This is a genomic window from Virgisporangium ochraceum, assembly GCF_016863655.1.
GTDB classification, from domain to species: domain Bacteria; phylum Actinomycetota; class Actinomycetes; order Mycobacteriales; family Micromonosporaceae; genus Virgisporangium; species Virgisporangium ochraceum.
In genome coordinates this window covers 139,007-161,260 of record NZ_BOPH01000108.1, presented here as the reverse complement: position 1 = coordinate 161,260, position 22,254 = coordinate 139,007, and the positions used below count along the sequence as shown (strand labels likewise).

The window sequence follows — 22,254 nt, the reverse complement described above, 5'->3', positions numbered from 1 at the left end:
CCGCGAAAAGTCGCCACCACTTTCGATCACCAGCCGATCCGCGGTCCTCGGCACGATCGCGCTCCATTGCGGCGGTCGTCGCGGCACAGGGCCCGGGCCGGGCGGGAGAGGCGGTCGTACGACGTCGCCAGGGCTGCCTCGACGGACAGGTCACCGGCCGACAGGGTCGGTAGTCGGCGGTCCTCGTCGGCGAGGCGGTCGGCGAGGTGGGCCATCGTCCAGCCGGGGCGGGCGGTCAGGCGGTTTCCGGCGATCCGCAGGGCCAGCGGCAGGTGGCCGCAGTGCTCGGCGACAGCGGCGGCCACGGCGTCGGCGGGAGCACCGGTGATCGCGGTCAGCAGGGCCGTGGACACCTCACCCCGCGGTGCCCGCTTCGATCAGCCGGGTCAGCAGCGGCGACGCGCCCACGACCCGCACCCCGCCGGGACGGCCGGCCGCGGCCCGGGCCAGCAGCCGCGCCGTCACCGCGTCGACGAACCGCAGCCCGGTGACGTCGACGGTGACCGGCCCGTCGGTCTCCGCGCAGACGTGCTCCAGCAGTGCCGCCACGGCGTCCCGGTTGGCGACGTCGACCTCCCCGGCGAGCGTCATGCGGCCCGGCCCCCGCGACATGCGCAGCGCCGGCGCCCAGTGTTCGGCCGCCTCGACGTTGGCCGGGTGGGCCGCGGTGAGCGCGCGCCGTTGTTCCGGACCGAGCGTCCGCTCGTCGTACAGGCACATCGCGCCCGAGTGCCCCTCGGCGAAGACCCGGTTGACCGCCGCCTCGTACCAGGGCAGCCGGTCGACACCCGGCACGGGACGCGCGGCCCACGCCATGTCGCCGATCGCCCGCAGCCCGCGGTAGCCGTCGGCGCGGGCCCGGGCGGTCTCGCCGGCCCACCCCTCGATCGTGGCGACCGGGTCGAACCCGCCGCCGGCGAGATACGTCTCCGCGGCCGTGACGACGCGCACCTGCCCGGACTCCCAGGCGGTGGCGGGCACGCCGAACCGACGCAACCCGGCGAGCACGTCGGCCACCGGCACGGTGTCGGTGAAGTACACGGTCCGGTCCCCGTGCCGCAGACCGGCGGCGACATAGGCGGCCACCGCCCGCGTACGGACCTCGTCGTCGCGGTACCAGCAGCACACGTGGTCACCCAGCCGGAGCGAGCCGACCGCGCGACCCAGTGCCGACCAGGCGGTGAAGCCGCCGGTAGTCATGCGGCGACCGTACCTGCGCCCCAGGTCAGGCACCAGATTGAACCGATGCGTCACACCGGACCGGGTACCGGCACCACCGGCACGGGCCGTCGTCACCGCGAGCGGCGGGCCCGGCGGCGCACGCGCAGCATCACGAGTGCCAGCAGGGCGAACGGCGACAGGCACAGCAGCGCCACGGAGGCCTGGCCCACGATCTCGGCCGCGTTGACGCCGGGTTCGGGGTCGCCGGTCGGGCGCTGGACGTCGACGAAGTCGGTGGCCACCCGGAGGCCGGTCATGCCCGCGGGGGCGGCGAGGAGCCGCTCGGGCGTGGCCGCGCCGGGACGCAGGCGGACCAGTTCGACCCGCCCGACGTCCGGGGTGGCGCCGAGGGAGTAGGCCACCACGGCGTAGGCGACCTCGCCCCGCCAGGCGACGACCTCCACCGACAGGGCCGACCGGACGGGCGGGTAGTCCGGACCGGGCACCGGCGTGCCGGTGGCACCGTCCACCGACGTCAGCCGCCAGGTGGCGGGATGCAGGCCGCAGCCGTCGCAGGTGAGGTCGGTGCGGGCGAAGACGGTCAGCCTCCCGTCGGCGCGCCACGCGGCGCTGCCACCGATCCTCGCCCGGCCCAGGGCGGGCTCGGCGTCCTCGGCCCGGGTCCACAGGCGCAGGCCGTCGGAGCGCCGGACGGTCATCGCGCCGTTGCTGTCGACGGCCAGCATCCTCCCGTCGGCCGACAGGGCGACGTCCTGCTCGACGGGCACGTGCTCCGGGTGCGGGAACGACGCCTCGAACGCCAGCGACGGCCACGACACAACCGTCGTCCGCCGGTCCTCGACGTAGACGATCCGCCGGCCGTCGGCCGACCAGGCGCCCGCCGCCTGCGCCCGCGGGCGCGCCGGAAGCACCTGCCGGGTGCGGCCGGTGGTCAGGTCGAGCACCCGCCGGTCCGGGATCAGCAGGTACCGGCCGTCGGGCGACAGCTCCGTACCGACGGTGTAGGGACCGCGGACGATGCGGTACGTGTCGGCACTCAGCCCCACGGCCACGCTCGGGTAGACCGTGTAGTCGGCGCGCCACCAGGCCCAGTCGACATCCTCGTGGTCGGCCTGCGGCACGCCGCCGTATCCGGTGAACATCACCGACGTCGGGCCCGGTGCCCCGGCCGACGTGTACCACGGCGGCATCGTGACCCGGCTGGGAATGCCCGGTGTGCCGCTGTCACCGATCTCGCGGCCCGTGCGTCCCATCGACAACGCGACCGGCGCGCCCAGCGCGACGACCGCGACCACGGCGACGGCCGCCGCGACCTGCCGCCACCGGTGCCGCCGCCGCGACCGCCGGTAGAAGCCCGCGGGGACGCGGACCTCAGGTGCCCGTTCGGCGAGGCGTTCGAACGCGTCGTGCAACCTGGTCATGGTGCGGCCTCCCGGTCGACGCGGTCGGACATCAGGGTGCCGAGTTCCGGGGCGAGCTCACGCAGGCGGCGCAGCGCGTGCCGGGTCTGGCTCTTGACCGTGCCGAGGCCGACGGACAGGATCGCCGCGGTCTCGCTCTCGCTGCGGTCCTCGTAGAAGCGCAGGACCAGCACCGCGCGCTGCCGCCGGGTCAGGCGCGCGAGGGCGCGGCCGAGCAGGATCCCCAGGTCGGGGTCGCGGACGGCGGCGGCCCGCTCGGGTGGGGCGTCGACCAGGACCTCCCGGCGCCGGCGGCGCTGCACCCGCCACCACGAGACCGCCTGCGTGTACAGCACCCGGCGCACGTACGCCTCCGGGTCGTCCAGCCGCGCCCAGTGGACGGCGGCCCGCGCGAGCGCGTTCTGCACCAGGTCCTCCGCGTGGTGCGGGTCGCCGGTGAGCAGGAACGCGGTCCGGGCCAGCGCACCGGCCCGGACCCGCACGAACTCGTCGAACGAGTCCTCGCTCATGGTGGTATAGACGCCGTCGGGGTGGGTTTCGGAGGGAACCCCCCGCGGTCAGCGACCCATCACGCCGCTCGTCGGCGTGTCGGCGACGGCGTAGCAGACCGCGGTGCGCACACCGGCGGCCCAGTTGCCGGCCAGCGGGCCGAGACCGCCCGACCGCACACCGGGGCGCCCGCCGCCGAGGTAGGTGGCGACGGCGGCGTCGCAGTGGGGGAGGACGCGGTCGATGAGCAGGCGCTGGAAGTCCGGCGGTGGTGGGTCGGTGGGCCCGCCGAGCACGAGGACGCCCGGCACCGCCTCGCTGCGGTGCGGCTGGTCGCAGTCGACGACCCCCTCCGGGTCGGTGATCGGCTCGCCGACGAGGCAGCGCTGGAACGCGCCGAGGCCGCCGACCAGCGCGCCGCCGAGGTTGCCGGTGCGGTGCACCCAGCCGCTGTCCGGTCCGCGATCGGCGACCAGGCAGGCGTACCAGCGCTCGCCGGCGGTCCAGCCGTCGCGGGTCGGAAACATGATCAGGGCCTCCAGCCGGGAGGCTTCGGCGTCGACGCTGCCGAGATAGCGGGTGAGGGCGACGGTGCAGCCGGGCCGCAGCGGCCCCACCGGCGGCGGGTAGGCCGCGCGGAGGTCGGCCGGCAGGTCGCCGGAGGCCATGATCTCGAAGTGGTGCGGGCGGTCGCAGGTGACGGCGCCGGTGCCGGTCTCGACGCAGGCGCCGGGGCGGTAGGGTCCCGCGCCGGGCGGCGGCTCCCACGCCGATCCGTCCGCCGGCGCCGTCGCCGTGATCTCGGAGCCGTAGGACAGCGGGATCCCGAGTCCTGCGTATGCCGGCGCGGCAGTGGGTAGTCGACAGGGACGGATGGACCGAAGGGAGCCGGCGTGGCGAAGGTGACCGACAAGGCCCGCGAGGTGGCCGCGACCTACGAGGGTGCGAACGAGCCGCGCCCCCTGACGGGCTACCTGGCGCTGCTCGCGACGTACGGTACGGGGCTCGCCGCCGTGGCGGCCGCCGTCCGGCTCTCGGGGCGGTCGCTGCCCGACCGGGTGCGCCTGCAGGACCTGGCCACGGTGACGGTCGCGACCCACCGGATCTCGCGGCTGCTCACCAAGGACGCCGTGACCAGCCCGCTGCGGGCGCCGCTGACCCGCTACACCGAGCCGGCCGGCACCGGCGAGGTCAACGAGACGGTCCGCCACCACGGCGGGTTCCGGCACGCCGCCGGCGAGATGGTGACCTGCCCGTTCTGCGCCGCCGTCTGGACGGCCACCGGCCTCACCGCCGGCCTCGTGCTCGCCCCGCGGCTGACCCGGCTGGTGGCGGCCGCCGCGACCGCCGTCACCGGCGCGGACTTCCTGCACCTCACCTACGAGATCGTGAAGCAGCGCGCCCGCGGCGTCGAACGGGCGGCCCCTCCGGAGCGCGGCTGACGTAAGACCCGAACGGGAGGTCCACCATGACGAACGACGACGACACCGCGAAGCCCACGCTCTCGGAGAAGCTGCGCGACATCTTCGGCACCGGCAGTCTCACCGACGGCGCGGTGACCGGCGGCGCCGGCAGCACCGGCGGCCTCGACACCGGAGCCGGTGACATGAGCGGCGGCGCCCGCGACCCGGGCGACCCGACCTCGGGCGGCGCCGACGGCGTCGACGCGTCGGGCGAGGGCGAGCCCCGCCCGGAGTAGGCACGCGCCACGCGGTGCGGGCCCGCCCGGACCAGGGGCCGCCCGCGCGAGGCGAGCCCGCCCCGACCACCAGTGCTGATGGGTGGGCGGTTATCAACATCAAAAACGCTTGTTGATGTTGATAACCTCCCACCCGCTGATGATCCGGGCACTTGGAGTAGATCGTCTAACCCGCGTTCAGGTGCGCCAGCACCGCCCGCACCCGGCGGTGGTCGTCCTCGCCCTCGGGCAGGTCGAGCTTGATGAGGATGTGCCGCACGTGCGCCTCCACCGTGCGTTCGCTGAGGTGCAGCCGCTTCGCGACGCCGGTGTTGGTCAGCCCCTCGGCCATCAGGGCCAGCACCGTGCGTTCCCGTTCGGTGAGGACGGCGAGCGGGTCGTCGGTACCGCGGCCGGCCAGCAGCGTCGCCACCACGTGCGGGTCGAGGGCCGAGCCGCCCCGGGCCACGCGTTCGGCCGCCGACAGGAAGTCGTCGACGTCGAGGACGCGGTCCTTCAGCAGATACCCGAACCCGGCGACCGGGATGAGGTCGACCGTGTGGGTGGTCTCGACGTGCTGCGAGAGCACGAGGACGCCCAGGGCCGGGTGCCGCTGCTTCAGGTCACGGGCGGCCCGCGCCCCCTCGTCGGTGAACGTCGGTGGCATCCGGATGTCGACCACCACGAGGTCGGGCCGCTCCGCGGCCACCGACGCGACCAGGCCGGAGGCGTCGCCGAGCGCGGCCACGACCTCGTGACCCCCGTCGGCGAACAGGCGGGCCAACCCGGCCCGCAGGAGCACCTGGTCCTCCGCGATCACGACCCGCACGGCAGCTCCGCGGTGACCCGGGTGCCGGTACCGGGCCGGCTGTCGACGCGCAGCACGCCGCCGAGGGCGGCGACCCGGTCGGCGAGGCCGTCGAGGCCGGATCCGCGCGCCGGCGCGGCGCCGCCGACACCGTCGTCGGTCACGGTGACCACGAGGCGCCCGTCGGCGCGGGCGGCGCGCAGCGTGATCCGGGTGGCGTGCGCGTGCTTGACCGCGTTGGTCACCGCCTCGCAGCCGATGAAGTAGGCGGCGCCCTCGATCCCGCGGTCGAAGCGTTCGCGGGGCGCCGACACCTCGACCGGTACGGCGCTGCGGCGGGCGAGCTCCCGGAACGCCGGGGCCAGCCCGGCGTCGAGCTGGGCCGGGGGCAGCCCGCGGGCCAGCTCGCGCAGCTCGTCGATCGCCAGCCGCACCTCCGACAGCGCCTCCTCGAGCACGGGGCGCGCATCCTCCACTGTGGACTGGTGCTGTGCGTGCCGCAGCGCCAGCCCGATCGACACGAGGCGCTGCTGCGCGCCGTCGTGGAGGTCGCGTTCGAGCCGGCGCCGCTCCTCGCCGGCGGCGTCGACGATCCGCGCCCGCGATGCGCGCACCTCGTCGAGCTGGCGCCGCAGCTCCACGTGCAGCCGGGTGATCTCGATGGCGAGCCCGCCGGCCTCGAGCAGCCGCCGGAGCAGGGCCGGGTCCGCGTCGGTGTACGACACCCGGCCCAGCGGCTGCCCGGCGCGCTCCACGTCGAGGCGGTCGCGGCCGTCGTCGGGGGCGGGCGAGCCGTCGGGACGCACGTAGAGCCGGCTCTCCGGAAGGAAGACCAGCAGGTCGAGACCGGCGTCGCCGGTGAGCTCCCGCAGCAGGTCGCGAACCTGCTCCGGCGCGGCCTGACCGGCGCGCAGCGCCTCCAGGAACCCGGTCATCCGGCGCACCGCCTCGTAGCGGTCGCGGTGGAACCGCCGGTCGACGAGGTCCTGCACGCGGTCCCGCAACGGCCGGAACGCGGCCGCGACGGCGAGCGTCGCCGCGGCCGTGACCCAGACGGACCCGCCGCCGAGACCCGTACCGAGCACAAGCGTGGTGACCCCGTACACGGCCGCCAGCAACCCGGTGACGGTGCCGTAGACGACGGTGCGGTCGATGATGACGTCGATGTCGTAGAGCCGGTACCGCAGGATCGCCAGGCACGCCACCACCGGCAGCGCGGTCAACGCCACCGCCGCGAGCGGACCGGCGACCACCGGCACGACGTACCACAACGCGAACGAGGCCGGCAGCGCGACGCAGGCCGCCATCGCGGCCAGCGCGAACCACCTGAGCTGCTGACGCTCGTCACCGCTCGACCGCCGCAACCGCACCGCCAGCGCGACCGCCGACGCGAGCATCGCACCGACGAACAGCGTCATGCCGACGGCGAGCAGCTCGTCGGTCGGCACGGCGTCGACCGCGTACGGGTTGCGGCCGCCGCGGAACTCGACCGTGCGGTCGGGGCTCAGCGCCCAGCCGGCCACGGCCAGCAGCAGCCCCACCCCGCCGGCCCACGGGACCACCTGCCACCGCCGGCCGGGCAGGTGACCGTCGGGGAAGAGCACGAACGTGAGGATCCAGCCGTAGCCGCTGGGCAGCCAGCTCGTCGCCATCAGCAGCTCGGCGACCGTGACGCCGGGCAGGCCGCGCAGCGCCCACGCCTGGGCCAGCTCGGAACCGAGCGCGGTGACGAGGGCCCCGGCGCAGAACAGCCACCCGATCGGGTTACGCGGATGGCGCGACGCGATGAGCGCGCCGGCGCCGGCGGTGACGACCGAGAACACCGCGTACAGCACCGTGTCCCAGCGCGGCTCCAGGTCCCACGCCAGCAGCGTCGCGACGACCTCCGCCGCGACCACCACGCCGAGGAGCAGCCCCGGAACCCTGCGCACCCGCACAGTGTGGCGGCGCCACCGCCGCCGGGGAAACAGTGCTGGCACTCATCCACCCGCCGCGTTGACACCGATGACCGCGGGCCCGGGCCGGACCTAGCGTCGGCTCACCCTTACGGAAAGCAGGTGTGTCATGAGCAACCCCGTCCGCACGGCCGGAATCGTCGGCGCCCTCGGCGGCGCGCTGACCGCCCTCTCGGGGCTGCTGGTCGAGACTGTCGTCAAACCGGCCAGCGACGTCCCCGACGACCGGTGGAGCTACCCGTGGTCGGGTGGCGCGTTCGTCGCGGTGTGCGTCGTCTACGCGGTGTTCCACGCGCTGGTCTACTACGGCGTCCTCGGGTTCGCCCGCGGCGGCGCCGCCGGTACCGGCCGCGCGGCCCGGACCGGCACCGCGACGGCGCTGGCCGGCACCGCCGTGCTGTTCGTCTCCGAGCTCCTGTCGATCCCGATGGCCGACCAGCGCGTCGACGACACCGGTGCGGCGCTCGTCGGCGCGTGCTTCGGGCTCGGCACGCTGCTGTCGGCGGTCGGGTTCGTCGTCGCGGGCGTCGCCACGGTGCGGGCGGCGCACTGGGACGGCTGGCGCCGGTACACCCCGCTGGCCACCGGCGTCTGGCTGACGGCGCTCGTGTTCCTGGCGATGACCCCGCTGCTGCCCGTGGGGGTCGCGGTCTACGGACTGCTGCTCACCGCGCTCGGGGTCGCCGTCGCGACCGGACCGGTCAGGACCGCGGCTCCGGCGCCGCGAGCAGCCGCCTGAACCGGGCGTCGTCGCCGTCGACGGGCGGGTCGGCGGGGTCGGCGACGAAGAACGCGAGGAACTCGCTGTCGTCGCCGACCCCGTCGAGGAGGTCGCGCCACGACCACAGGTTCGGGTGCGGCTTGTGCGTCGCCGCCTCCGCCGGTGCCAGCCGCTCGACCACCGTGGCCATCCGGTCGCGGCCGAGCCGGAACACCCCGGTGGTGGCGACGTACCCGGCGACGGCCGCCAGCACGGTGGCCGGCAGCGGCCGCACCGCGCCGAACCCGTTGACGTGGCCGAACGTCAGCCCCGACGGGTCGCTCCTGGCGACGGTGTACGCGGCCGGCAGCACGAACCCCGGTATGCGCGCGGCGAACCGCTGCTGCGCGGCACGCAGGTCGTCGTCGGTCACCCAGGTCTCAGCCACCCCCCGAACCTACCGCGGTGACCAGCCACGTCGCCGACGCGAACGCCACACCCTCCGGTGTCAGGTGGTCGGCGAGCGTGTCGCGGAGGCGGTCGCCGGCCGCGCGCCGGCCCGCCTCGTCGCGGCCCTCGAGCATCCAGCCCAGCAGCCCGAGGACGAACCGGTGGGCGTCGTCGACGTCGGACCCGAAGTGCATGGGCGCGCTCACGCCGGTCACCTCGATCCTGCCGAAGCCGGCCTCCGCGAGGACGGCACGGACCACCGACGGGTCGCTCAGCGAGAACGGACCGGGCGCACCCGGCGGCGGCGCGGGCGGCGGGCCGCCGGCCAGCGCACCGGCCAGCGCGCCGATCCACTCGTTGCGGTCGGGCGGCTGCCACACGAGCAGCGTCAGCGGCGAACCGGGCGCCAACGCCCGGGCGATGTTGGCGAACGCTCGACCGGGGTCACCGAAGAACATCGCGCCGGTGCGGCTGATCGCGCCGTCGAAGGCGGCGTCGGGGAACGGGTGGATCTGGGCGTCACCCTGGACGAACGTGGTGCCGGGCAGCGCGCGGGACGAGGCGACCGCGATCATGTCGGCGGACAGGTCGATGCCGACCGCCGACGCGGCGCCCGCCCGGACGGCCGCCCGGGTCGTCTCGCCGGTGCCGCAGCCGATGTCGAGCACCGCCGAGCCCGGCCGGATCCCGGCGGCCGCCATGAACTCCGGCTGGTACCGGGCGAGCGACCGGTCGAACCGGTCGGCGTGGGTGGCCCAGTACCCGCCCTCGTCACCGTCCCAGGCCTGGGCCTGTCCGGCGTTCGTCGGGTCGACGTTCATCTCGCATCACACTCCCTTGGGGAGGATCAACGATGCTCCCCAAGGGAGTATTCGTCAACGTCCGCCACCCGACAGCACAGGAACGGAACCCGGGCGCCGATAGGCAGCGAGTGACGGCGCGACGGTTCATGGGCATCTGTGTGGTCGCCGTCGCCGCGTACCAGCTGCTCCCCGACGGCCTCTGGTGGGAGACCGCCGGCCAGTTCTCCGTCGGGCTCGCGGCCGCGGTCGTGGTGTTCGCCTCGGTACGGCGCCAGCCCCGGGGAATGCGCTGGACCTGGGTGTGCTTCGCGGTCGGGATCCTGCTCCACGCGTCCGGGCACGTGGCGTTCGCGGTCAGCGTGACCCTCACCGGCGGCAGCGGCCTGGATCTCTGGTGGCTCCTGCTCTACCCGTTGGTGGCCGCCGGCGCCCTCGGGGTGCTGCGCCGGCACCGGCGGCAACGCGACCTGGCCGCGGTCGTCGACTCGGTCATCGTGGCGACCGGCACCGGTGTGCTGTGCTGGGTCGCGGTGATCGCGCCGGCGGTGGGCGACGAGTCGATGAGCCCCGGGCACCGCCTGGTGCTGATGGCCTACCCGGTCGCCGACATCCTGCTCATCGCGCTGGTGACGCGCCTGCTCGGCCAGCACGACCGCGACCCGGCGGTCCGGTGGATCACCGCCGCGCTGGGGTTCGTGCTGGTCTGCGACCTGTGCTGGGTGGTCTCGGGCATGGTCGGGATCCAGCTGGCCGACAGCCAGCCCGTGTACCGGGCCGTGCAGCAGCTGTTCCTGGTCGCCTACTGCTGCATGGCGGTCGGCTCGCGGTACCCGGTCGCCGGGCCGTCCGTGCAGCGCGTCGAGACCCAGGCCGGCCGCGGCGCGTGGCAGGGCCTGCTGCTGACCACCGCGTCGACGCTCGTCGCGCCGCTCGTGCTGTGGGGCGAGGCGTCCGACGGCCGGGTCGACCACGGCCGCGCCATCGCGGTCGGCTGCGGCCTGCTGTTCGTGCTGGCCGCCGCGCGGATCGCGGTGACGCTGCGCGAGCTGACCCGCACCGCCGACCGCCTGCGCGACATGGCCCGCCACGACGCCCTCACCGAGCTGCCGAACCGCCGCGCCTGGAACGAGCGCTTCCCCTGGATGCTGCAGGACTGCCTGCGCACCGGCGCCACCGTGTCGGTCGCCCTCCTCGACCTCGACCGCTTCAAGGAGTACAACGACACCCGCGGCCACCAGGCCGGCGACGACCTCCTCGCCGACACCGCCCGCGTCTGGCGCGCCGAGCTGCGCGCCGGCGACCTGCTCGCCCGCTACGGCGGCGAGGAGTTCGTCGTGCTCATGGTCGACGCCGACGCCGGCGAGGCCGTCCGCGTCCTCGACCGCCTCCGCGCCGTGACGCCGCGCGGCCAGAGCTTTTCCGCCGGCATCGCCACGTGGGACCGCTACGAGGAGCCGCACCGCCTGCTCCACCGCGCCGACCAGGCCCTCTACCAGGCCAAAGCCGATGGTCGCGACCGCGCGGTGGTCGCGGCCGTGTGAAGACCTTTGAGGAGACGGGCGCGCACCACGTCCGGGTACGGGCAACTTCGTGCATACGCCGGAGTACGGAGAACTGCGTATGGCCGTCTCCTCGTGGTCCTGGTGTTCTCCGGTCATGACCACCGCGCTGCACCCGATCCTGGGACCCATCCTCGGCGACCGCCTGCTGACCCCCGACGACGACAGCTTCGCCGCCGCGACCCGTCTCTGGAACGCCGCGGTCACGGCCCGGCCGGCCGCGGTCGCCCGCTGCCGGACCACGGAGGAGGTGGCCCTGGCGGTCAAGGCTGCCCGCGACGCCGGTCTGCCCCTGTCGGTGCGGTCCGGTGGCCACGACTGGGCCGGCCGGGCGCTACGCGAGGGCGGCCTGGTCATCGACCTGACCGCGATGCGCGGGGCCACGCTGACCCGGGATGTCGTCGAGGTGGAGGGCGGCGCGAGCGCCGCCGACCTGCTGGCCGCGACCACCCCGCACGACCTGGTGACCCCGACCGGCGTGGTGGCGAGCGTCGGGATGGCCGGCCTGTCGACGGTGGGCGGCTACGGTCCGCTGGTGGGCCGGTACGGCCTGGCCCTGGACAACCTGGTCGGCGCCGAGGTGGTGCTCGCCGACGGCTCCACGGTGCTGGCCGGCCCCGACGACGACCCCGAACTGTGGTGGGCGCTGCGGGGCGGCGGCGGCAACTTCGGTGTGGTGACCCGCCTGCGGTACCAGGTGCACCACCTGCCCCTGATCCTCACCGGGATGCTGATGTTCCCGGTGGCGGAGGCCCGGTCGGTGCTGGCCGGCTACGCCGACCTGGTCGCCGGGGCCCCGGACGACCTGACCGTGATGACCGGTTTCCTTCCCGGCCCGGACGGCCCGATGGTCTTCCTGTGCCCGTTCTGGTGCGGCCCCGTCGACGCCGGCGCACCCTTCGTCGACCGGATGCGCTCGTTCGGACGCCCGGTCGTCGACCAGGTCGGCCCGATGCCGTACGCGGCCGCGTTGCGGATGTTCGACCGCAACATCGTGGAGGGCAACCACTACCTGCTCCGCAGCCGCTGGTTCCCCGAGCTGTCGCCGCCGGCCGCCGCCGCCCTGACCTCCGGCGCCGCAGCCGTGACCTCGCCGTACGCCGTGCTCGTGGTGAACCGCTTCCACGGCGCCGCCTCCCGGGTCGCCCCGACCGACACCGCCTTCGCCCAACGCACCCCGCACCAGGTGGCCGAGGTGATAGCCGCCTGGCGCCCCGACGACGTGGCTCCCGACCGCCACCGAGCCTGGGCCGACGACGTGGTGCACGCCCTGGACCCGGTCTCCCTGCCCGGCGCCTACCCGAACCTCCTGGGCCCCGCTGAGGACGCCCGCGCCCGGGACTCGTACGGCCCGAACCTGGGCCGCCTGCTGGCGGCCAAGCACCACTACGACCCCGACGGCGTCTTCTCCGCGGTGCCAGCCCTGACCTGACCCCTCCGACGCAGCCCTCGGGCCCGACGCACACGGCAACCCGCGAGTACCCGGGTGGTGCCGTGCCTTGGTGGTGCTGTGCCTTGGTGGTGCCGTGCCTTGGTGGTGCCGTGCCCGCGAATGCCGTGCTGGCGTGCCGCCGACCCGACCGCACCGGCGCTTCCGGCCGTCCGCGGCACCACCCGTCCCCGTCGACCTGCCCCGTCGACCTGGCACGTATGAACATCAACTCCCGAAGATGATGTTCATACGTGCCCGGTGGGTGCCGCGGCGCGTACGGGGCGCGGACGTCTCCCGGTGCCGGGTCGACACGCGGCACGACGACCGGTGGAGGTGCTCCCCGGAGGGGCATCGCGGGAGGTCGCGCCACCAGGGCCCGCGCTCGGGCTGTCCGAGCGGCCGGTGCGCGGGACTGGGCGGTACGGCGGGCAGGTCAGGCGACGAGGGCCCAGCCGCCCGTGGGCCGCACCGGGCGGGACCGGTGTGCCAGGTACACCTGCTCGACCACGTCTCTCGCCCAGCGCATGCGGGGCATCGCCAGCTCGGGGTGGTCGCCGTACTCGGTGGCGACCCGGCCGGCGCAGCCGCGCACGCCGTGGGCACGGACCGCGACGCGGATCGCCGTTTCCAGCAGGGCGAGCGACGGGCGGCTGCCGGTGGGCAGCTGGCTGGTGAACAGGGCCTCGGCCCGGGCTGCCGTCAACACCGTGGACGTGGTACCGGTCATCGTGATCTCCTCCTTCGCGTCACGCTCTCGGTCGTAGGACCGGGCAACGCTCGAAGACTCATCGGTGACGCTAGCCCCCGGGTACGACATTTTCCGCCGCCCGCCAGAGCGCCGACAGCAGGGGCGGAAACCCGGTCAGGTCGGCCAGCACGTGGTCGGCGGCGCCCAGCTCGGCGGGCGTGCAGGGGCCGGTGGCCACGGCGATCGCCACGCATCCCGCGCTGCGCGCGGCCCGGACGTCCCCCACGTGGTCGCCGACGTACGCCAGCGCTCCCCGGAGCGCCGCCCCCTTGCCCTCGGCCCACAGGTCGCCGGCCACGGCGTCGACGGCCAGACCCAGGTGGTTCAGGTGCAGGCGGGCCATCGGTTCGTTCTTCGCGGTCACCACGAGGGCCTGCCCGCCCAGCGCGCGCACCGCGGCGACGGCCGCGGCGGCGCCGGGCAGGAGGCGGGTGGGCGCGATCGCGTGGTCGGGGTAGAGGGCGCGGTAGGTCGCGACGGCCGCGGGCACGTCGGCCTCGGGGAACCAGCGGACCATCTCGTGGACCAGCGGAGGCCCGAGCCGGGAAGCGGCCGCGTCGGCGTCGATGGCGACGCCGGTACGGGCACTCAGCGCCCGGTAGGTGGCGGCGATGCCGGGCCGGCTGTCGATGAGCGTCATGTCCAGGTCGAAGCCGACCCGCGGGCCCGGCGCCGGAGATGAGGTCACGGCCCCATCATGCTCAGTGCCGGGAGGCCGCCGCGCGGACGGCGGGGGCCAGGGTGCGCAGGATCACGGCGTACCCGGCGCTCGACGGGTGGAACAGGTCACGGGAGAACAGCGCGGCGTCGGCGGCGAACGCCGCGGTCGTGGCGCCGTCGGCGTCGGCGACGTGGCCGCCCTCGGCGAGCGTCGCCCGGATCTGGGCGGCGCGCATCCGGGTGCTGGCCGACAGCACCACCGGCCGCACCGCGGGCGGCACGTGCGGCACGACGCTGAGGTCGGGCGCCGGTGCCACGACGACCTCCGCTCCGGCGTCCCGCAGCCGCCGCACCGCGTCGCCGAGCAGTCCGGCGGCCACCTCGGGCGGTACGAACCGGGTCAGGTCGTTGGCGCCGACCACGACGACCGCGACGTGCGGCCGCCACGGGACCGCGGCGGTCACCTGACGGGCGAGGTCGGCGCTGCGCGCGCCGGACACGGCGAAGACGCGGCACTCTGCGGGCCGGCCAACGCCTTCGAGGTCGCGGACCAGGCCGGGTCCGAGGGTGTCGGCCGGGCGGGTCGCGCCGATGCCGTACCCGATGGAGTCGCCGAGAACCGCCAGCCGCACCGTCGTCACGCGACGGTCGAGCGGTCGAGCGCGGGGGAGTCCACGGGGGTCTCGCTCTCGCCGACGGTCGGTTCCTCCTTGGGCCGGCCCCGCCGCGCGTCCCAGGTGTCGCGCACCAGGATCTGCAGGATGCCAGCGACCGGGATGGCCAGCAGCGCGCCGAGGATCCCGGCCAGCTCCACCGCGATGAGGATCGCGACGAGCACCGTCAACGGGTTCAGCTTCACCGTCCGCGCGAACACCACCGGCTGCAGCAGATGGTTCTCGAGCTGCTGGTACACGATGAAGAACACGACGGTCACGACTCCCGCGGTCACCGACTGGGTGAAGGCCGCCAGCGACGCGATCACCGCGCCCAGTGTCGCGCCGACGAGCGGGATGAGGTCGGCCAGCGCGACGAACAGCGCGATGAGCCCCGCGTACGGAATACCGAGCAGCGCCAGCACCGCGTAGGTGAGCAGCCCGCAGACGACGCTGATGATGAGGTTGCCGCTGATGTACCCGGTCACGGTCTTCGCGCAGTCGTGGCCGACGCGACGGATGCGCTCGGCGCGGCGGTCGTCGAACAGCGACAGGGCCGCGTCGACCGCGCGCGGGCCTTCGAGCACCATCAGGTACGACAGGACGAAGATGGTCACGATCCCGGCGATGGTGGTGGCGACGCCGGTGAGGAACGCGATCGTGGGTGCGCCGAGCCCGGAGGCGTACTCCCGGATCCGGTCGGCGTTGTCCTGGGCGTACTGGATCACGTGGAAGCGTTCCATGAGCCCGCCGACCGGTCCGCGGCCGTTGCGCGCGTCCTCGACGATCTTCGGGATGTCCCGGATGGCCTGGCTGCCCTCGTTGACGAGCGGCACCACGAACAGCGCGATGAGCCCGGCCAGCACGGCGAACACGACGACGAACACCAGGAGCGTCGCGAGCCACCGGCGGCCGAACGCCACCCGCCGCGTCGCCCACGTGACCAGCGGATGCAGCGCGACGGCGAAGAACACCGAGATGACGATCCAGGTCAGCACGCGTCGCGTCTCGTAGGCGAGGAACAGCACGGCGACCGTCGCCAGCACCAGCCCGATGACGATGAGGGTCCGCCGCGCGACCGCCCTGCTGTCCGATTCACCCACGATCGGCCACTACCCGGGCGCCTGCCCGGCAAACAGCGAGCCGCGACCTCCGCCGCGCCGTGTGAGGATGGGGCGGGAGGTGCGGTGCGGCGTCGACATGCGGAGTACCGGCCGGCCCCGTGGTACCGGCGACGGTTCGGGCGGCGGCTCCGGCTGTTGCGCGGCGCCCGGCTGAACGGTGTCGGATGGGCCGCCTTCGGAGCGGTCTGCCTCGCCGGTGGCGCCCTCGGGTACGCCGCCGGGTCGGTGACGGCGTACCCGGCCGCGGCGGCTGTGGCCGGGGCGCTCGCCGTCGCTCTCGCGGTCGTGGCGGTGGACCGCCGCCGGTGGCGCCGGTCGTGGACCGGCTTCTCGTGGGACGCCACCCCGGAGGCGACCCGACTGGTGGCCGACGAGCTGCGCCGCGCGGGTCTCGAGGTCGAGGTCGAGGTCGGGAGCCGCCCGGGGATCCGGGTCCGCAACCGCGACCGCCGGCGGGTCGGCCGGGTGCTCACCGGGCTGGGGATCCGCCCGCCCCGGTGGTGAAGCCGCGGGCGGTGCGGGTCAGCACGGTGAACCCGGCCGCGGCGAGGAACGCCGCGTACCCGTCGTCGCCGGCGTCGGCGTAGTCGAGGACGCGGGTCACGCCGCCGAGGTCGAGCCAGTCGGCCGCCTGCCCGAGGAGCCAGGTTCCGATGCCGCGGCGGCGGTGGTCCGGCTCCACCCACAGGTTGCCGACGTCGGCCCAGGCGCCCAGCCGCGAGACGCGCGGTCCGCCGTCCAGATTCGTGTCGACCTCGACGTAGCCGACGGCGGTCGCGTCGAGGGCCGCGCTGATGCGGGTCCCGCTGGATCCGACCGTGCGACGGACCGTGAGCCCCGCGACCGGCGCCGCGGGCCGCCGGAGCCGGTCGACGGCGGCCAGGTACACGACCTCGGTGTGCCCGTCGTGGCGGAACCCGTGCCGCTCGTAGAGCACCCGGACGTGCGGCCACTGCTCCGGTACCCCGTACACGCCGGGCACCGGCAGGGTCCCGTCGGCGTACCGGCGCGCGACACCCCACCGCTGGAACTGGGCGTGGCAGGCCAGCATCAACGCCTCGCCACCCGCGGCGGAGTCGGGCCAGTTGGGCGTGGGCGGCCAGTACGCCAACCACCGGATCTCGCCGGCGTCGCGGTACCCCTCGCTCTCCTCGGTGTCGTACCGCAACAGATGCGCGGCGGCGACCACCCGTTGCCGCTGCTCGGCGACGAGCGTCAGGCGCTGCCGCACCCACCGGTCGACGATGAACTCCCCGGGCTCCCGCTCGAGCTGGCCGAGCAACCCCTGCACCGACACGGAGACCCCGGGCACGACGGCTGCCACGTGGGCGTTGACGAGAGCGGTGACCTGATCCCGGTCGGACCGGGCGAACGCACGAACCTGAATCGACATGGACGGACCTTCCACGCACATACCGGTGGACGATCCGCTACCCGTGCGGCACCGCGACCCACGCTATCAGGTCGGCGACGCGCCCGGGTTTGTCAGAACCGGAAGGAGCCGACCAGGGCCTGCAGCTCGTTCGACGACCGGGTGACCTCGTCGGCGCCGGCGCGGGTGGAGGTCGCGTTGGCGGTGCTGTTCTCGGCGGAACTGGCGATCCCGGTGACGCTGGTCGCGATGTCCGCCGATCCCGTGGCCGCCTGCGAGATGCTGCGGGCGATCTCGGCGACCGTCGCGGTCTGCTCCTCGACCGCGGAGGCGATCGTCGTCGAGTGGTCGCTGATCTGCGCGATCACGTTGGCGATCCGGGCGATGTCGGTGGCCGCCGCGGCGCTGTCGGCCTGGATGACCGCGATGCGGTCGGAGATGTCCTCGGTGGCCTTCGCCGTGTTCTGGGCCAGCTCCTTGACCTCGGTCGCGACGACGGCGAAGCCCTTGCCGTAGTCGCCGGCCCGCGCCGCCTCGATCGTGGCGTTCAGCGCCAGCAGGTTCGTCTGCTCCGCGATCGTCGTGATGAGCTTGAGCACGTTGCCGATCTCCGAGCTGGACTCGCCGAGGCTGGCCACGGTCCGGTTGGCCTGGTCGGCGAGGCCGACGGCGCTGTTCACCACGTCGGCGGCGGTCGACGCGGAGGTGGCGATCTCGCGGATCGACACGCCCATCTGCTCCGCGCCCGCCGAGACCGTCTGCACGTTGTGCGAGACCTCCCCGGCGGCGCTCGACACGGCGACGGCCTGGCTGCTGGTGGTGTCGGCGGCGGCGGCGAGGCTGCCACTGACCTCGCCGAGCCGGGTCGCGGCGCCGGACAGGGTCGAGGCGGTACCGGACACCTGCCGGAGCAGGTTCTGGATCCGTTCGGCGAACCGGTTGAACGCGGCGGCGACCTGGCCGAACTCGTCGCGCCGGGTGTCGTCGACCCGCCGGGTCAGGTCGCCGTCACCGTCGGCGATCTCCGACAGGCTCTGGCGGATCGACGCCAACGGCGTCGTGATCGACCGGGTCAGCAGCCACGCCAGGGCGATACCGGCGAGCAGGGCCAGCAGCGAGACGAGGAGCAGGCCGGTGCGCGCGGTGCCGGCGTCGGACCGTGCCCGGTCGGCCCGCGCGGTCGCGGCGGCGTCGACGCCGGTCACGAGCTCGTCGACGGCGGCGGCGATCCGGTTGAAGATCTCGATCTCGTCGACCGCGACGAGCCGGTTGGCCGTCTCCCGGCCGGCCGCTCCGGCGGCGTATCCGGCGACCACCTGCTTGTCCAGCTCCATGAACTGCCTGAACAGGTCGCGCACGGAGGCCAGGGTGGCCTTCTCGTCGGCGGACAGCTCCCGCGCGGACAGGGCGGTGAGCTCGGCGTCGAACCGGGCGGCCGAGGCGAGGAAGTCCCTGCGGCTGCCGGTCGTGTCTTCTGTCGCGCCGGGAACACCCCGCAGCACGTCGAACGCGTAGGCGGTCTGCCATCCGTTGAAGTCCGCGGAGCGGAACTTCACCTGCATGGCCAGCCGCGTGGTGACCTGCGCGTCGGCCAGGTCGGTGGCGCCGTCGCGCAGCACACCCAACCGGTCGAAGCCGACGACGGAGCACAGGACCAGCAACGCGAGCAGCGCCGCCACTCCGGTCGACAGCCGTACGCCCACCCGCACCCGACTCAGCAGCAACGCTCGTACCCCCAGTGTCGATCCGGTCCGGTCGTCATGGTCCCCATCGGCACCCGACGCCACGACCTGAGCGCGCTCACCGACCGAGCAGCAGCGGCACGGCGACGACCAGGACCGTCGCCGTGACGACGCCGGCCACCCGCACCGGCACCCGCAGCCGCCGCGGCACCCACCGTCCGATGAGGACCCCGGCGCCGATGGCGAGCGGGAGCAGCACCGCGTCGTGCGTCACCAGGACGCCGGCGAGGAACAGGACGTGCCCGACCGGCCGCACGTCGGGGTCGGTGAGCGCGCCGACGACCGCGAACACCATCACGGCCACGCCCAGCCCGACGAGCCCGCGCCGCCACCACCTCATGACGCCTCCCGGAACGCGATCCGCGCCACCCACTTGGTCTGCAGCACACCGGGACGGTTGGGTGCGATCAGCCGGCACGGGTAGCCGTGGTCGGGGTGCAGCGGCTCGCCGTCCAGGCGCAGGGCGACCAGCGTGAGCGGGTCACGCACGTGCGGCGGCGCGACCGTGGACGCGCGCCAGCGCCCGCCCCGCTGCAACGACTCCACGTGGGCCTCGACGTCGCGACCCTCCACGGTGGACAGTGCGGCGAGGTCGCGCAGCCGCACGCCGGTCCAGGTGGCGTCGGCGCTCCACCCCTCGACGCAGGTGATCGGCAGCCGGGCGGTGTGCTGCGGCATCGCCTCCAGGTCGGCCAGCGACAACCGGACGGTGCCCGCCGGGCCGACGACCTCCAACCGGAACGCGGGATCCCGCGCCGTCTCGACGACGCCGGCCGCGTCGGCGGTCCGGTTGACCGGCAGCCCCTGCGGGCCGGTGCGCGTGTGCGGCGGAGCGAGCACCGACACCCGGGCCAGCGGCCGGACGGTCTGCCCGACGGTCGCGACCGTGATCAGCCCGGCGGCCGCGCCGACGGCGGCGAACAGGCCCCGCCGGGTGAGCCCGTCGGACGGCTCGGGTGGCGTTTCGACGGAACGGTTCAGCGCCTCCCGGACCACCGGTAGCTTGACCCCGATGTGGGTCAGCAGCGCGCCGATGGCCACGAACGCCGTCCAGTAGTGGGCCGACGGGAAGAAGAACGGCATGATCCCGTACCACCGCGAGACGTTCAGCACGCCGGTGACGACCTCGAACAGCGCCGACCCGACGAGCGCCGCGACGCTCAGCCGTTCGACCGCGTGCGCCGCGTCGCGCACCGGCGGCCAGCGGAACAGGTGCGGGAACACCGACCACAGCTTGGCGGCCAGCAGCGGCACGGTGGCGAGCCCGGTCGCGACGTGCAGCCCCTGCGTGACCCGGTACAGCCACACCGGCCGCGACGGCCACCAGAACCACCCCGGCGGGTGCTGGACGAGGTGGCTCAGCACCCCGGTGAGGAAGCAGACGCCGAACGCCACCGCGAGCGCGATCCCGAGGTGCGTGGTCAGCCGGGCCGAGCGCAGCGGCGAGGTGAACGTCAGGACAGGTCGGCGAACCATCGTCCCGCCTCCGTCCACTGGTCGAGAACCCGCACACCGGCGGCCCGGGCGAGCCCGGCGAGGTGGTCGGCGCCGACGTACGCCCAGCGGAACGGGGCACTCGGCGCACCACCGTCGGCGGCGATGCGGACCTCGCCGGCCCAGGCCGGTGCGCCGGGCGGGTCGACCTCCACGAGGATCCGACCGTCCGGTGTGGACAGTTCCCGGCAGCGCCGCAGCAGCCGCACCGGGTCGCCGTCGATGCCGATGTTTCCGTCGGCGAGCAGGACCCGGGCCCAGCGGCCCTCGGCGGGCAGCGGGCCGAACACGTCACGCCGCAGCGCCCGGGCGCCGCGCCGCCGGGCCAGCCGCACGGCGCCGGCGCTGATGTCGACGCCGAGGGCGTGCTGTCCCCGCTCCGCCAGCGCGCGGGTCAGGCGGCCCGGGCCGCAGCCGACGTCGAGGGTCGGCCCGGCGCACCGGTCCAGCAGCGTTTCGTCGCCGGGGAGCGTGTCGCGGCACCAGTCGACGGGGCGAACGGTCCGGCTGCCGACGGGATCGGTGGGGGTCAGGGTCACCGCTGCGCCGGTCGACAGCGCCGACTCGAAGACCGCGACCGGCGACGGCGCGGCGAGCGTGGCCAGCGTCATGCGCGCACCCCGGTGGGCACGTGCGCGGCGACCGCGCGGGCGAAGGCGCTTCCGGCGGCGCACTCGCGGGCGACCGCGTGCGCGTCGTCGGCGGTGTCGACGTCGCGCAGCGTCGGCAGAACCACCACCCGCAGCTCGCGGTGCAGCAGCGCGGCCAGCGTCAGCTCGCCGGTGCGGTCGGTCGACATGGGCACGTCGACGAGCACGTCGGCGTGGTACGGGTCGCGCAGGCCGAGCGTCCACCAGCCGCCGTCGGCGGCCGGCCCGAGCACCGCGTCGACGCCGTCGGTGCGCAGTGTCGCCGCCGCCTCGTCGAGCAGAGCGGAGGTGACCTGCGGAGTGTCCATCCCGACAAGCAGGCTGGTGGTGCCGGCGTCGACGAACGCGTGGCGGAGCCGTTCGCCGAGCCCGTCGCCGCGCTGCGGCACCACCCCCCAACCGGCCGGGGCGTCGTACCGTCCACTGAGGACGAGCGTGCCGGTGCCCACGGCGGCGAGCGTGTCGGCGAGCGCGGCGGCCGCCACCGATGCCGCCTGCTCCGGTGTGCACGGTGGACAGAGCCGCGTCTTGACCCGGCCGGGCACCGGTGCCTTCGCCATGACGAGCACGTTCACGAGGAGAGCACCTTCGCCATGTCGCGCACGGTGCGCACGGTGCCTCGGACGGTACCGGTCACCTTGGAGCGGGTGCCGTCGGCGCGGGGAGCGTAGTCGACGTCGACCTCGCCGATCCGCCACCCGGCGCGGGCGGCCCGCACGACCATCTCCAGCGGGTAGCCGAAGCGCCGGTCCCGCAGCCCCAGGCCGAGCAGCGCCGACCGGCGGGCGGCGCGCATCGGCCCCAGGTCGTGGATCCGCACGCCGGCCGTGCGGCCCAGCCGCCAGGCCAGGAAAGCGTTGCCCAGCCGGGCGTGCGGCGGCCACGCGCCGCGGGCGGTGGGGCGGCGCCGGCCCAGCATCAGGTCGGCCGTGCCGGCGCGGACCGGGTCGACCACGCGGTGCAGCTGTTCCGGGTCGAACGAGCCGTCGGCGTCGACCACGCACACCAGGTCGTCGTCGTCGGAGGGACCGGACGCCGCGGCGAGCCGGTCGGCGGCGAGGAGTCCACTGTGGACCGCGGCGCCGAAGCCGCGCCGCGGCTCCCGCACGACGACCGCACCGTGCTCGGCCGCGATCTCCGGCGAACCGTCGGTCGACCCGTTGTCGACCACGATGGCGCGGAACCCCGCGGGGATCCGGGCCAGGAGCCAGGGGAGTGCCGCGGCCTCGTCGAGGCACGGCAGTACGACGTCGGTCATGGGTCCACCCTCGCCCCCGACCGGCGCGCGAAGGCTTACGAAGCGGGGAACCGGTCTTACGAAACGCTTACGGGCC

At 74.8% G+C, this 22,254-nt stretch carries 26 protein-coding genes; 6 read left to right on the top strand and 20 right to left on the bottom strand.

Translation table 11 applies throughout. The features are described from left to right. Positions 1-26: 26 nt before the first annotated feature. The 5 genes from Voc01_RS40065 to Voc01_RS40045 all read right to left on the bottom strand — a co-directional run bounded on the left by Voc01_RS40065 (position 27) and on the right by Voc01_RS40045 (position 3,892). On the bottom strand, positions 27-353 hold the full coding sequence (locus Voc01_RS40065; RefSeq protein WP_203932924.1) for a hypothetical protein: 327 nt from the start codon (positions 351-353) through the stop codon (positions 27-29). A gap of 1 nt (position 354) precedes the next feature. Beyond that, complete coding sequence (locus tag Voc01_RS40060) at positions 355-1,200, bottom strand: MEDS domain-containing protein (RefSeq protein ID WP_203932923.1); 846 nt, start codon at positions 1,198-1,200, stop codon at positions 355-357. A 92-nt stretch (positions 1,201-1,292) separates the two neighbouring features. Continuing rightward, positions 1,293-2,603: a WD40 repeat domain-containing protein gene (locus tag Voc01_RS40055; RefSeq protein ID WP_203932922.1), complete on the bottom strand. Its 1,311-nt coding sequence runs from the start codon at positions 2,601-2,603 to the stop codon at positions 1,293-1,295. Continuing rightward, entirely contained in the window at positions 2,600-3,112 is a 513-nt protein-coding gene (locus Voc01_RS40050) for a SigE family RNA polymerase sigma factor (protein WP_203932921.1), read from the bottom strand. Before Voc01_RS40050 ends, Voc01_RS40055 begins: the two co-directional genes overlap by 4 nt. 48 nt (positions 3,113-3,160) lie before the next feature. Continuing rightward, positions 3,161-3,892: a septum formation family protein gene (locus Voc01_RS40045; RefSeq protein WP_275423807.1), complete on the bottom strand. Its 732-nt coding sequence runs from the start codon at positions 3,890-3,892 to the stop codon at positions 3,161-3,163. A gap of 102 nt (positions 3,893-3,994) precedes the next feature. On the opposite strand from Voc01_RS40045, the gene Voc01_RS40040 reads away from it, so the two are divergent. Then, positions 3,995-4,534 carry a DUF1360 domain-containing protein gene (locus tag Voc01_RS40040; RefSeq protein ID WP_203932920.1) on the top strand — a complete coding sequence of 180 codons (540 nt, stop codon included), beginning with the start codon at positions 3,995-3,997 and terminating at the stop codon, positions 4,532-4,534. A gap of 26 nt (positions 4,535-4,560) precedes the next feature. Further along, positions 4,561-4,791 carry a hypothetical protein gene (locus Voc01_RS40035; RefSeq protein ID WP_203932919.1) on the top strand — a complete coding sequence of 77 codons (231 nt, stop codon included), beginning with the start codon at positions 4,561-4,563 and terminating at the stop codon, positions 4,789-4,791. A 166-nt stretch (positions 4,792-4,957) separates the two neighbouring features. Here Voc01_RS40035 and Voc01_RS40030 read toward each other — a convergent pair whose 3' ends face one another. Continuing rightward, complete coding sequence (locus Voc01_RS40030; RefSeq protein WP_203932918.1) at positions 4,958-5,599, bottom strand: LuxR C-terminal-related transcriptional regulator; 642 nt, start codon at positions 5,597-5,599, stop codon at positions 4,958-4,960. Next, positions 5,587-7,509: a sensor histidine kinase gene (locus Voc01_RS40025; RefSeq protein ID WP_203932917.1), complete on the bottom strand. Its 1,923-nt coding sequence runs from the start codon at positions 7,507-7,509 to the stop codon at positions 5,587-5,589. Before Voc01_RS40025 ends, Voc01_RS40030 begins: the two co-directional genes overlap by 13 nt. A gap of 133 nt (positions 7,510-7,642) precedes the next feature. Between Voc01_RS40025 and Voc01_RS40020 the strand changes: the two genes are divergently transcribed. Further along, complete coding sequence (locus Voc01_RS40020) at positions 7,643-8,272, top strand: hypothetical protein (protein ID WP_203932916.1); 630 nt, start codon at positions 7,643-7,645, stop codon at positions 8,270-8,272. Here the strand turns inward: Voc01_RS40020 and Voc01_RS40015 are convergent. Both Voc01_RS40015 and Voc01_RS40010 read right to left on the bottom strand, forming a co-directional pair. Continuing rightward, positions 8,235-8,681: a hypothetical protein gene (locus tag Voc01_RS40015; protein ID WP_203932915.1), complete on the bottom strand. Its 447-nt coding sequence runs from the start codon at positions 8,679-8,681 to the stop codon at positions 8,235-8,237. The two genes, Voc01_RS40020 and Voc01_RS40015, sit on opposite strands and share 38 nt — an antisense overlap. Next, positions 8,674-9,504 carry a class I SAM-dependent methyltransferase gene (locus Voc01_RS40010; RefSeq protein ID WP_203932914.1) on the bottom strand — a complete coding sequence of 277 codons (831 nt, stop codon included), beginning with the start codon at positions 9,502-9,504 and terminating at the stop codon, positions 8,674-8,676. Before Voc01_RS40010 ends, Voc01_RS40015 begins: the two co-directional genes overlap by 8 nt. Positions 9,505-9,632: 128 nt before the next feature. On the opposite strand from Voc01_RS40010, the gene Voc01_RS40005 reads away from it, so the two are divergent. Together Voc01_RS40005 and Voc01_RS40000 are read left to right on the top strand one after the other, a co-directional pair. After that, complete coding sequence (locus Voc01_RS40005) at positions 9,633-11,027, top strand: GGDEF domain-containing protein (RefSeq protein ID WP_203932913.1); 1,395 nt, start codon at positions 9,633-9,635, stop codon at positions 11,025-11,027. A 115-nt stretch (positions 11,028-11,142) separates the two neighbouring features. Continuing rightward, the gene (locus tag Voc01_RS40000) at positions 11,143-12,477 is read left to right on the top strand and encodes an FAD-binding oxidoreductase (RefSeq protein WP_203932912.1); all 1,335 of its coding nucleotides are present in this window, start codon (positions 11,143-11,145) and stop codon (positions 12,475-12,477) included. A 433-nt stretch (positions 12,478-12,910) separates the two neighbouring features. On the opposite strand, the gene Voc01_RS39995 is transcribed toward Voc01_RS40000, so the two are convergent. The 4 genes from Voc01_RS39995 to Voc01_RS39980 form a co-directional block, all read right to left on the bottom strand. After that, positions 12,911-13,204 (bottom strand): hypothetical protein, encoded by a 294-nt coding sequence (locus Voc01_RS39995; protein WP_203932911.1) that lies wholly within the window; start codon positions 13,202-13,204, stop codon positions 12,911-12,913. A 70-nt stretch (positions 13,205-13,274) separates the two neighbouring features. Further along, positions 13,275-13,913 carry an HAD family hydrolase gene (locus Voc01_RS39990; RefSeq protein ID WP_275423805.1) on the bottom strand — a complete coding sequence of 213 codons (639 nt, stop codon included), beginning with the start codon at positions 13,911-13,913 and terminating at the stop codon, positions 13,275-13,277. Positions 13,914-13,926: 13 nt separating this feature from the next. Further along, positions 13,927-14,526, bottom strand: a complete 600-nt coding sequence (locus tag Voc01_RS39985; RefSeq protein ID WP_203932910.1) for an SGNH/GDSL hydrolase family protein — start codon at positions 14,524-14,526, stop codon at positions 13,927-13,929. Then, positions 14,523-15,641, bottom strand: coding sequence for an AI-2E family transporter (locus Voc01_RS39980; protein WP_203932909.1), 1,119 nt, complete (start codon positions 15,639-15,641; stop codon positions 14,523-14,525). Before Voc01_RS39980 ends, Voc01_RS39985 begins: the two co-directional genes overlap by 4 nt. A gap of 84 nt (positions 15,642-15,725) precedes the next feature. Between Voc01_RS39980 and Voc01_RS39975 the strand changes: the two genes are divergently transcribed. Next, a complete protein-coding gene (locus Voc01_RS39975; protein ID WP_203932908.1) occupies positions 15,726-16,166 on the top strand; it encodes a hypothetical protein in 441 nt (146 codons plus the stop codon). Here the strand turns inward: Voc01_RS39975 and Voc01_RS39970 are convergent. The 7 genes from Voc01_RS39970 to Voc01_RS39940 all read right to left on the bottom strand — a co-directional run bounded on the left by Voc01_RS39970 (position 16,132) and on the right by Voc01_RS39940 (position 22,178). After that, positions 16,132-17,055: a GNAT family N-acetyltransferase gene (locus tag Voc01_RS39970; RefSeq protein WP_203932907.1), complete on the bottom strand. Its 924-nt coding sequence runs from the start codon at positions 17,053-17,055 to the stop codon at positions 16,132-16,134. The two genes, Voc01_RS39975 and Voc01_RS39970, sit on opposite strands and share 35 nt — an antisense overlap. A gap of 92 nt (positions 17,056-17,147) precedes the next feature. Then, positions 17,148-18,758: a methyl-accepting chemotaxis protein gene (locus Voc01_RS39965; RefSeq protein ID WP_203932906.1), complete on the bottom strand. Its 1,611-nt coding sequence runs from the start codon at positions 18,756-18,758 to the stop codon at positions 17,148-17,150. A gap of 76 nt (positions 18,759-18,834) precedes the next feature. Next, the gene (locus Voc01_RS39960; protein WP_203932905.1) at positions 18,835-19,116 is read right to left on the bottom strand and encodes a hypothetical protein; all 282 of its coding nucleotides are present in this window, start codon (positions 19,114-19,116) and stop codon (positions 18,835-18,837) included. After that, complete coding sequence (locus Voc01_RS39955) at positions 19,113-20,252, bottom strand: molybdopterin-dependent oxidoreductase (RefSeq protein WP_203932904.1); 1,140 nt, start codon at positions 20,250-20,252, stop codon at positions 19,113-19,115. Before Voc01_RS39955 ends, Voc01_RS39960 begins: the two co-directional genes overlap by 4 nt. Beyond that, positions 20,231-20,875: a class I SAM-dependent methyltransferase gene (locus tag Voc01_RS39950; RefSeq protein ID WP_373873926.1), complete on the bottom strand. Its 645-nt coding sequence runs from the start codon at positions 20,873-20,875 to the stop codon at positions 20,231-20,233. The genes Voc01_RS39955 and Voc01_RS39950 overlap by 22 nt, the downstream gene beginning before the upstream one ends. Positions 20,876-20,877: 2 nt before the next feature. Next, positions 20,878-21,480 carry a TIGR04282 family arsenosugar biosynthesis glycosyltransferase gene (locus Voc01_RS39945; RefSeq protein ID WP_203932931.1) on the bottom strand — a complete coding sequence of 201 codons (603 nt, stop codon included), beginning with the start codon at positions 21,478-21,480 and terminating at the stop codon, positions 20,878-20,880. Between the two features lie 11 nt (positions 21,481-21,491). Continuing rightward, positions 21,492-22,178, bottom strand: coding sequence for a glycosyltransferase family 2 protein (locus Voc01_RS39940; RefSeq protein ID WP_203932902.1), 687 nt, complete (start codon positions 22,176-22,178; stop codon positions 21,492-21,494). Between the last annotated feature and the right edge of the window lie 76 nt (positions 22,179-22,254).

Excerpts from the sequence above, each read along its gene's own strand:
- Voc01_RS40060 (WP_203932923.1), bottom strand. The coding sequence starts at position 1,200 with ATGACTACCGGCGGCTTCACCGCCTGGTCGGCACTGGGTCGCGCGGTC.
- Voc01_RS40055 (WP_203932922.1), bottom strand. The coding sequence starts at position 2,603 with ATGACCAGGTTGCACGACGCGTTCGAACGCCTCGCCGAACGGGCACCT.
- Voc01_RS40050 (WP_203932921.1), bottom strand. The coding sequence starts at position 3,112 with ATGAGCGAGGACTCGTTCGACGAGTTCGTGCGGGTCCGGGCCGGTGCG.
- Voc01_RS40035 (WP_203932919.1), top strand. The coding sequence starts at position 4,561 with ATGACGAACGACGACGACACCGCGAAGCCCACGCTCTCGGAGAAGCTG.
- Voc01_RS40020 (WP_203932916.1), top strand. The coding sequence starts at position 7,643 with ATGAGCAACCCCGTCCGCACGGCCGGAATCGTCGGCGCCCTCGGCGGC.
- Voc01_RS40010 (WP_203932914.1), bottom strand. The coding sequence starts at position 9,504 with ATGAACGTCGACCCGACGAACGCCGGACAGGCCCAGGCCTGGGACGGT.
- Voc01_RS40005 (WP_203932913.1), top strand. The coding sequence starts at position 9,633 with ATGGGCATCTGTGTGGTCGCCGTCGCCGCGTACCAGCTGCTCCCCGAC.
- Voc01_RS40000 (WP_203932912.1), top strand. The coding sequence starts at position 11,143 with ATGACCACCGCGCTGCACCCGATCCTGGGACCCATCCTCGGCGACCGC.
- Voc01_RS39995 (WP_203932911.1), bottom strand. The coding sequence starts at position 13,204 with ATGACCGGTACCACGTCCACGGTGTTGACGGCAGCCCGGGCCGAGGCC.
- Voc01_RS39970 (WP_203932907.1), bottom strand. The coding sequence starts at position 17,055 with ATGTCGATTCAGGTTCGTGCGTTCGCCCGGTCCGACCGGGATCAGGTC.
- Voc01_RS39960 (WP_203932905.1), bottom strand. The coding sequence starts at position 19,116 with ATGAGGTGGTGGCGGCGCGGGCTCGTCGGGCTGGGCGTGGCCGTGATG.
- Voc01_RS39955 (WP_203932904.1), bottom strand. The coding sequence starts at position 20,252 with ATGGTTCGCCGACCTGTCCTGACGTTCACCTCGCCGCTGCGCTCGGCC.
- Voc01_RS39945 (WP_203932931.1), bottom strand. The coding sequence starts at position 21,480 with ATGGCGAAGGCACCGGTGCCCGGCCGGGTCAAGACGCGGCTCTGTCCA.
- Voc01_RS39940 (WP_203932902.1), bottom strand. The coding sequence starts at position 22,178 with ATGACCGACGTCGTACTGCCGTGCCTCGACGAGGCCGCGGCACTCCCC.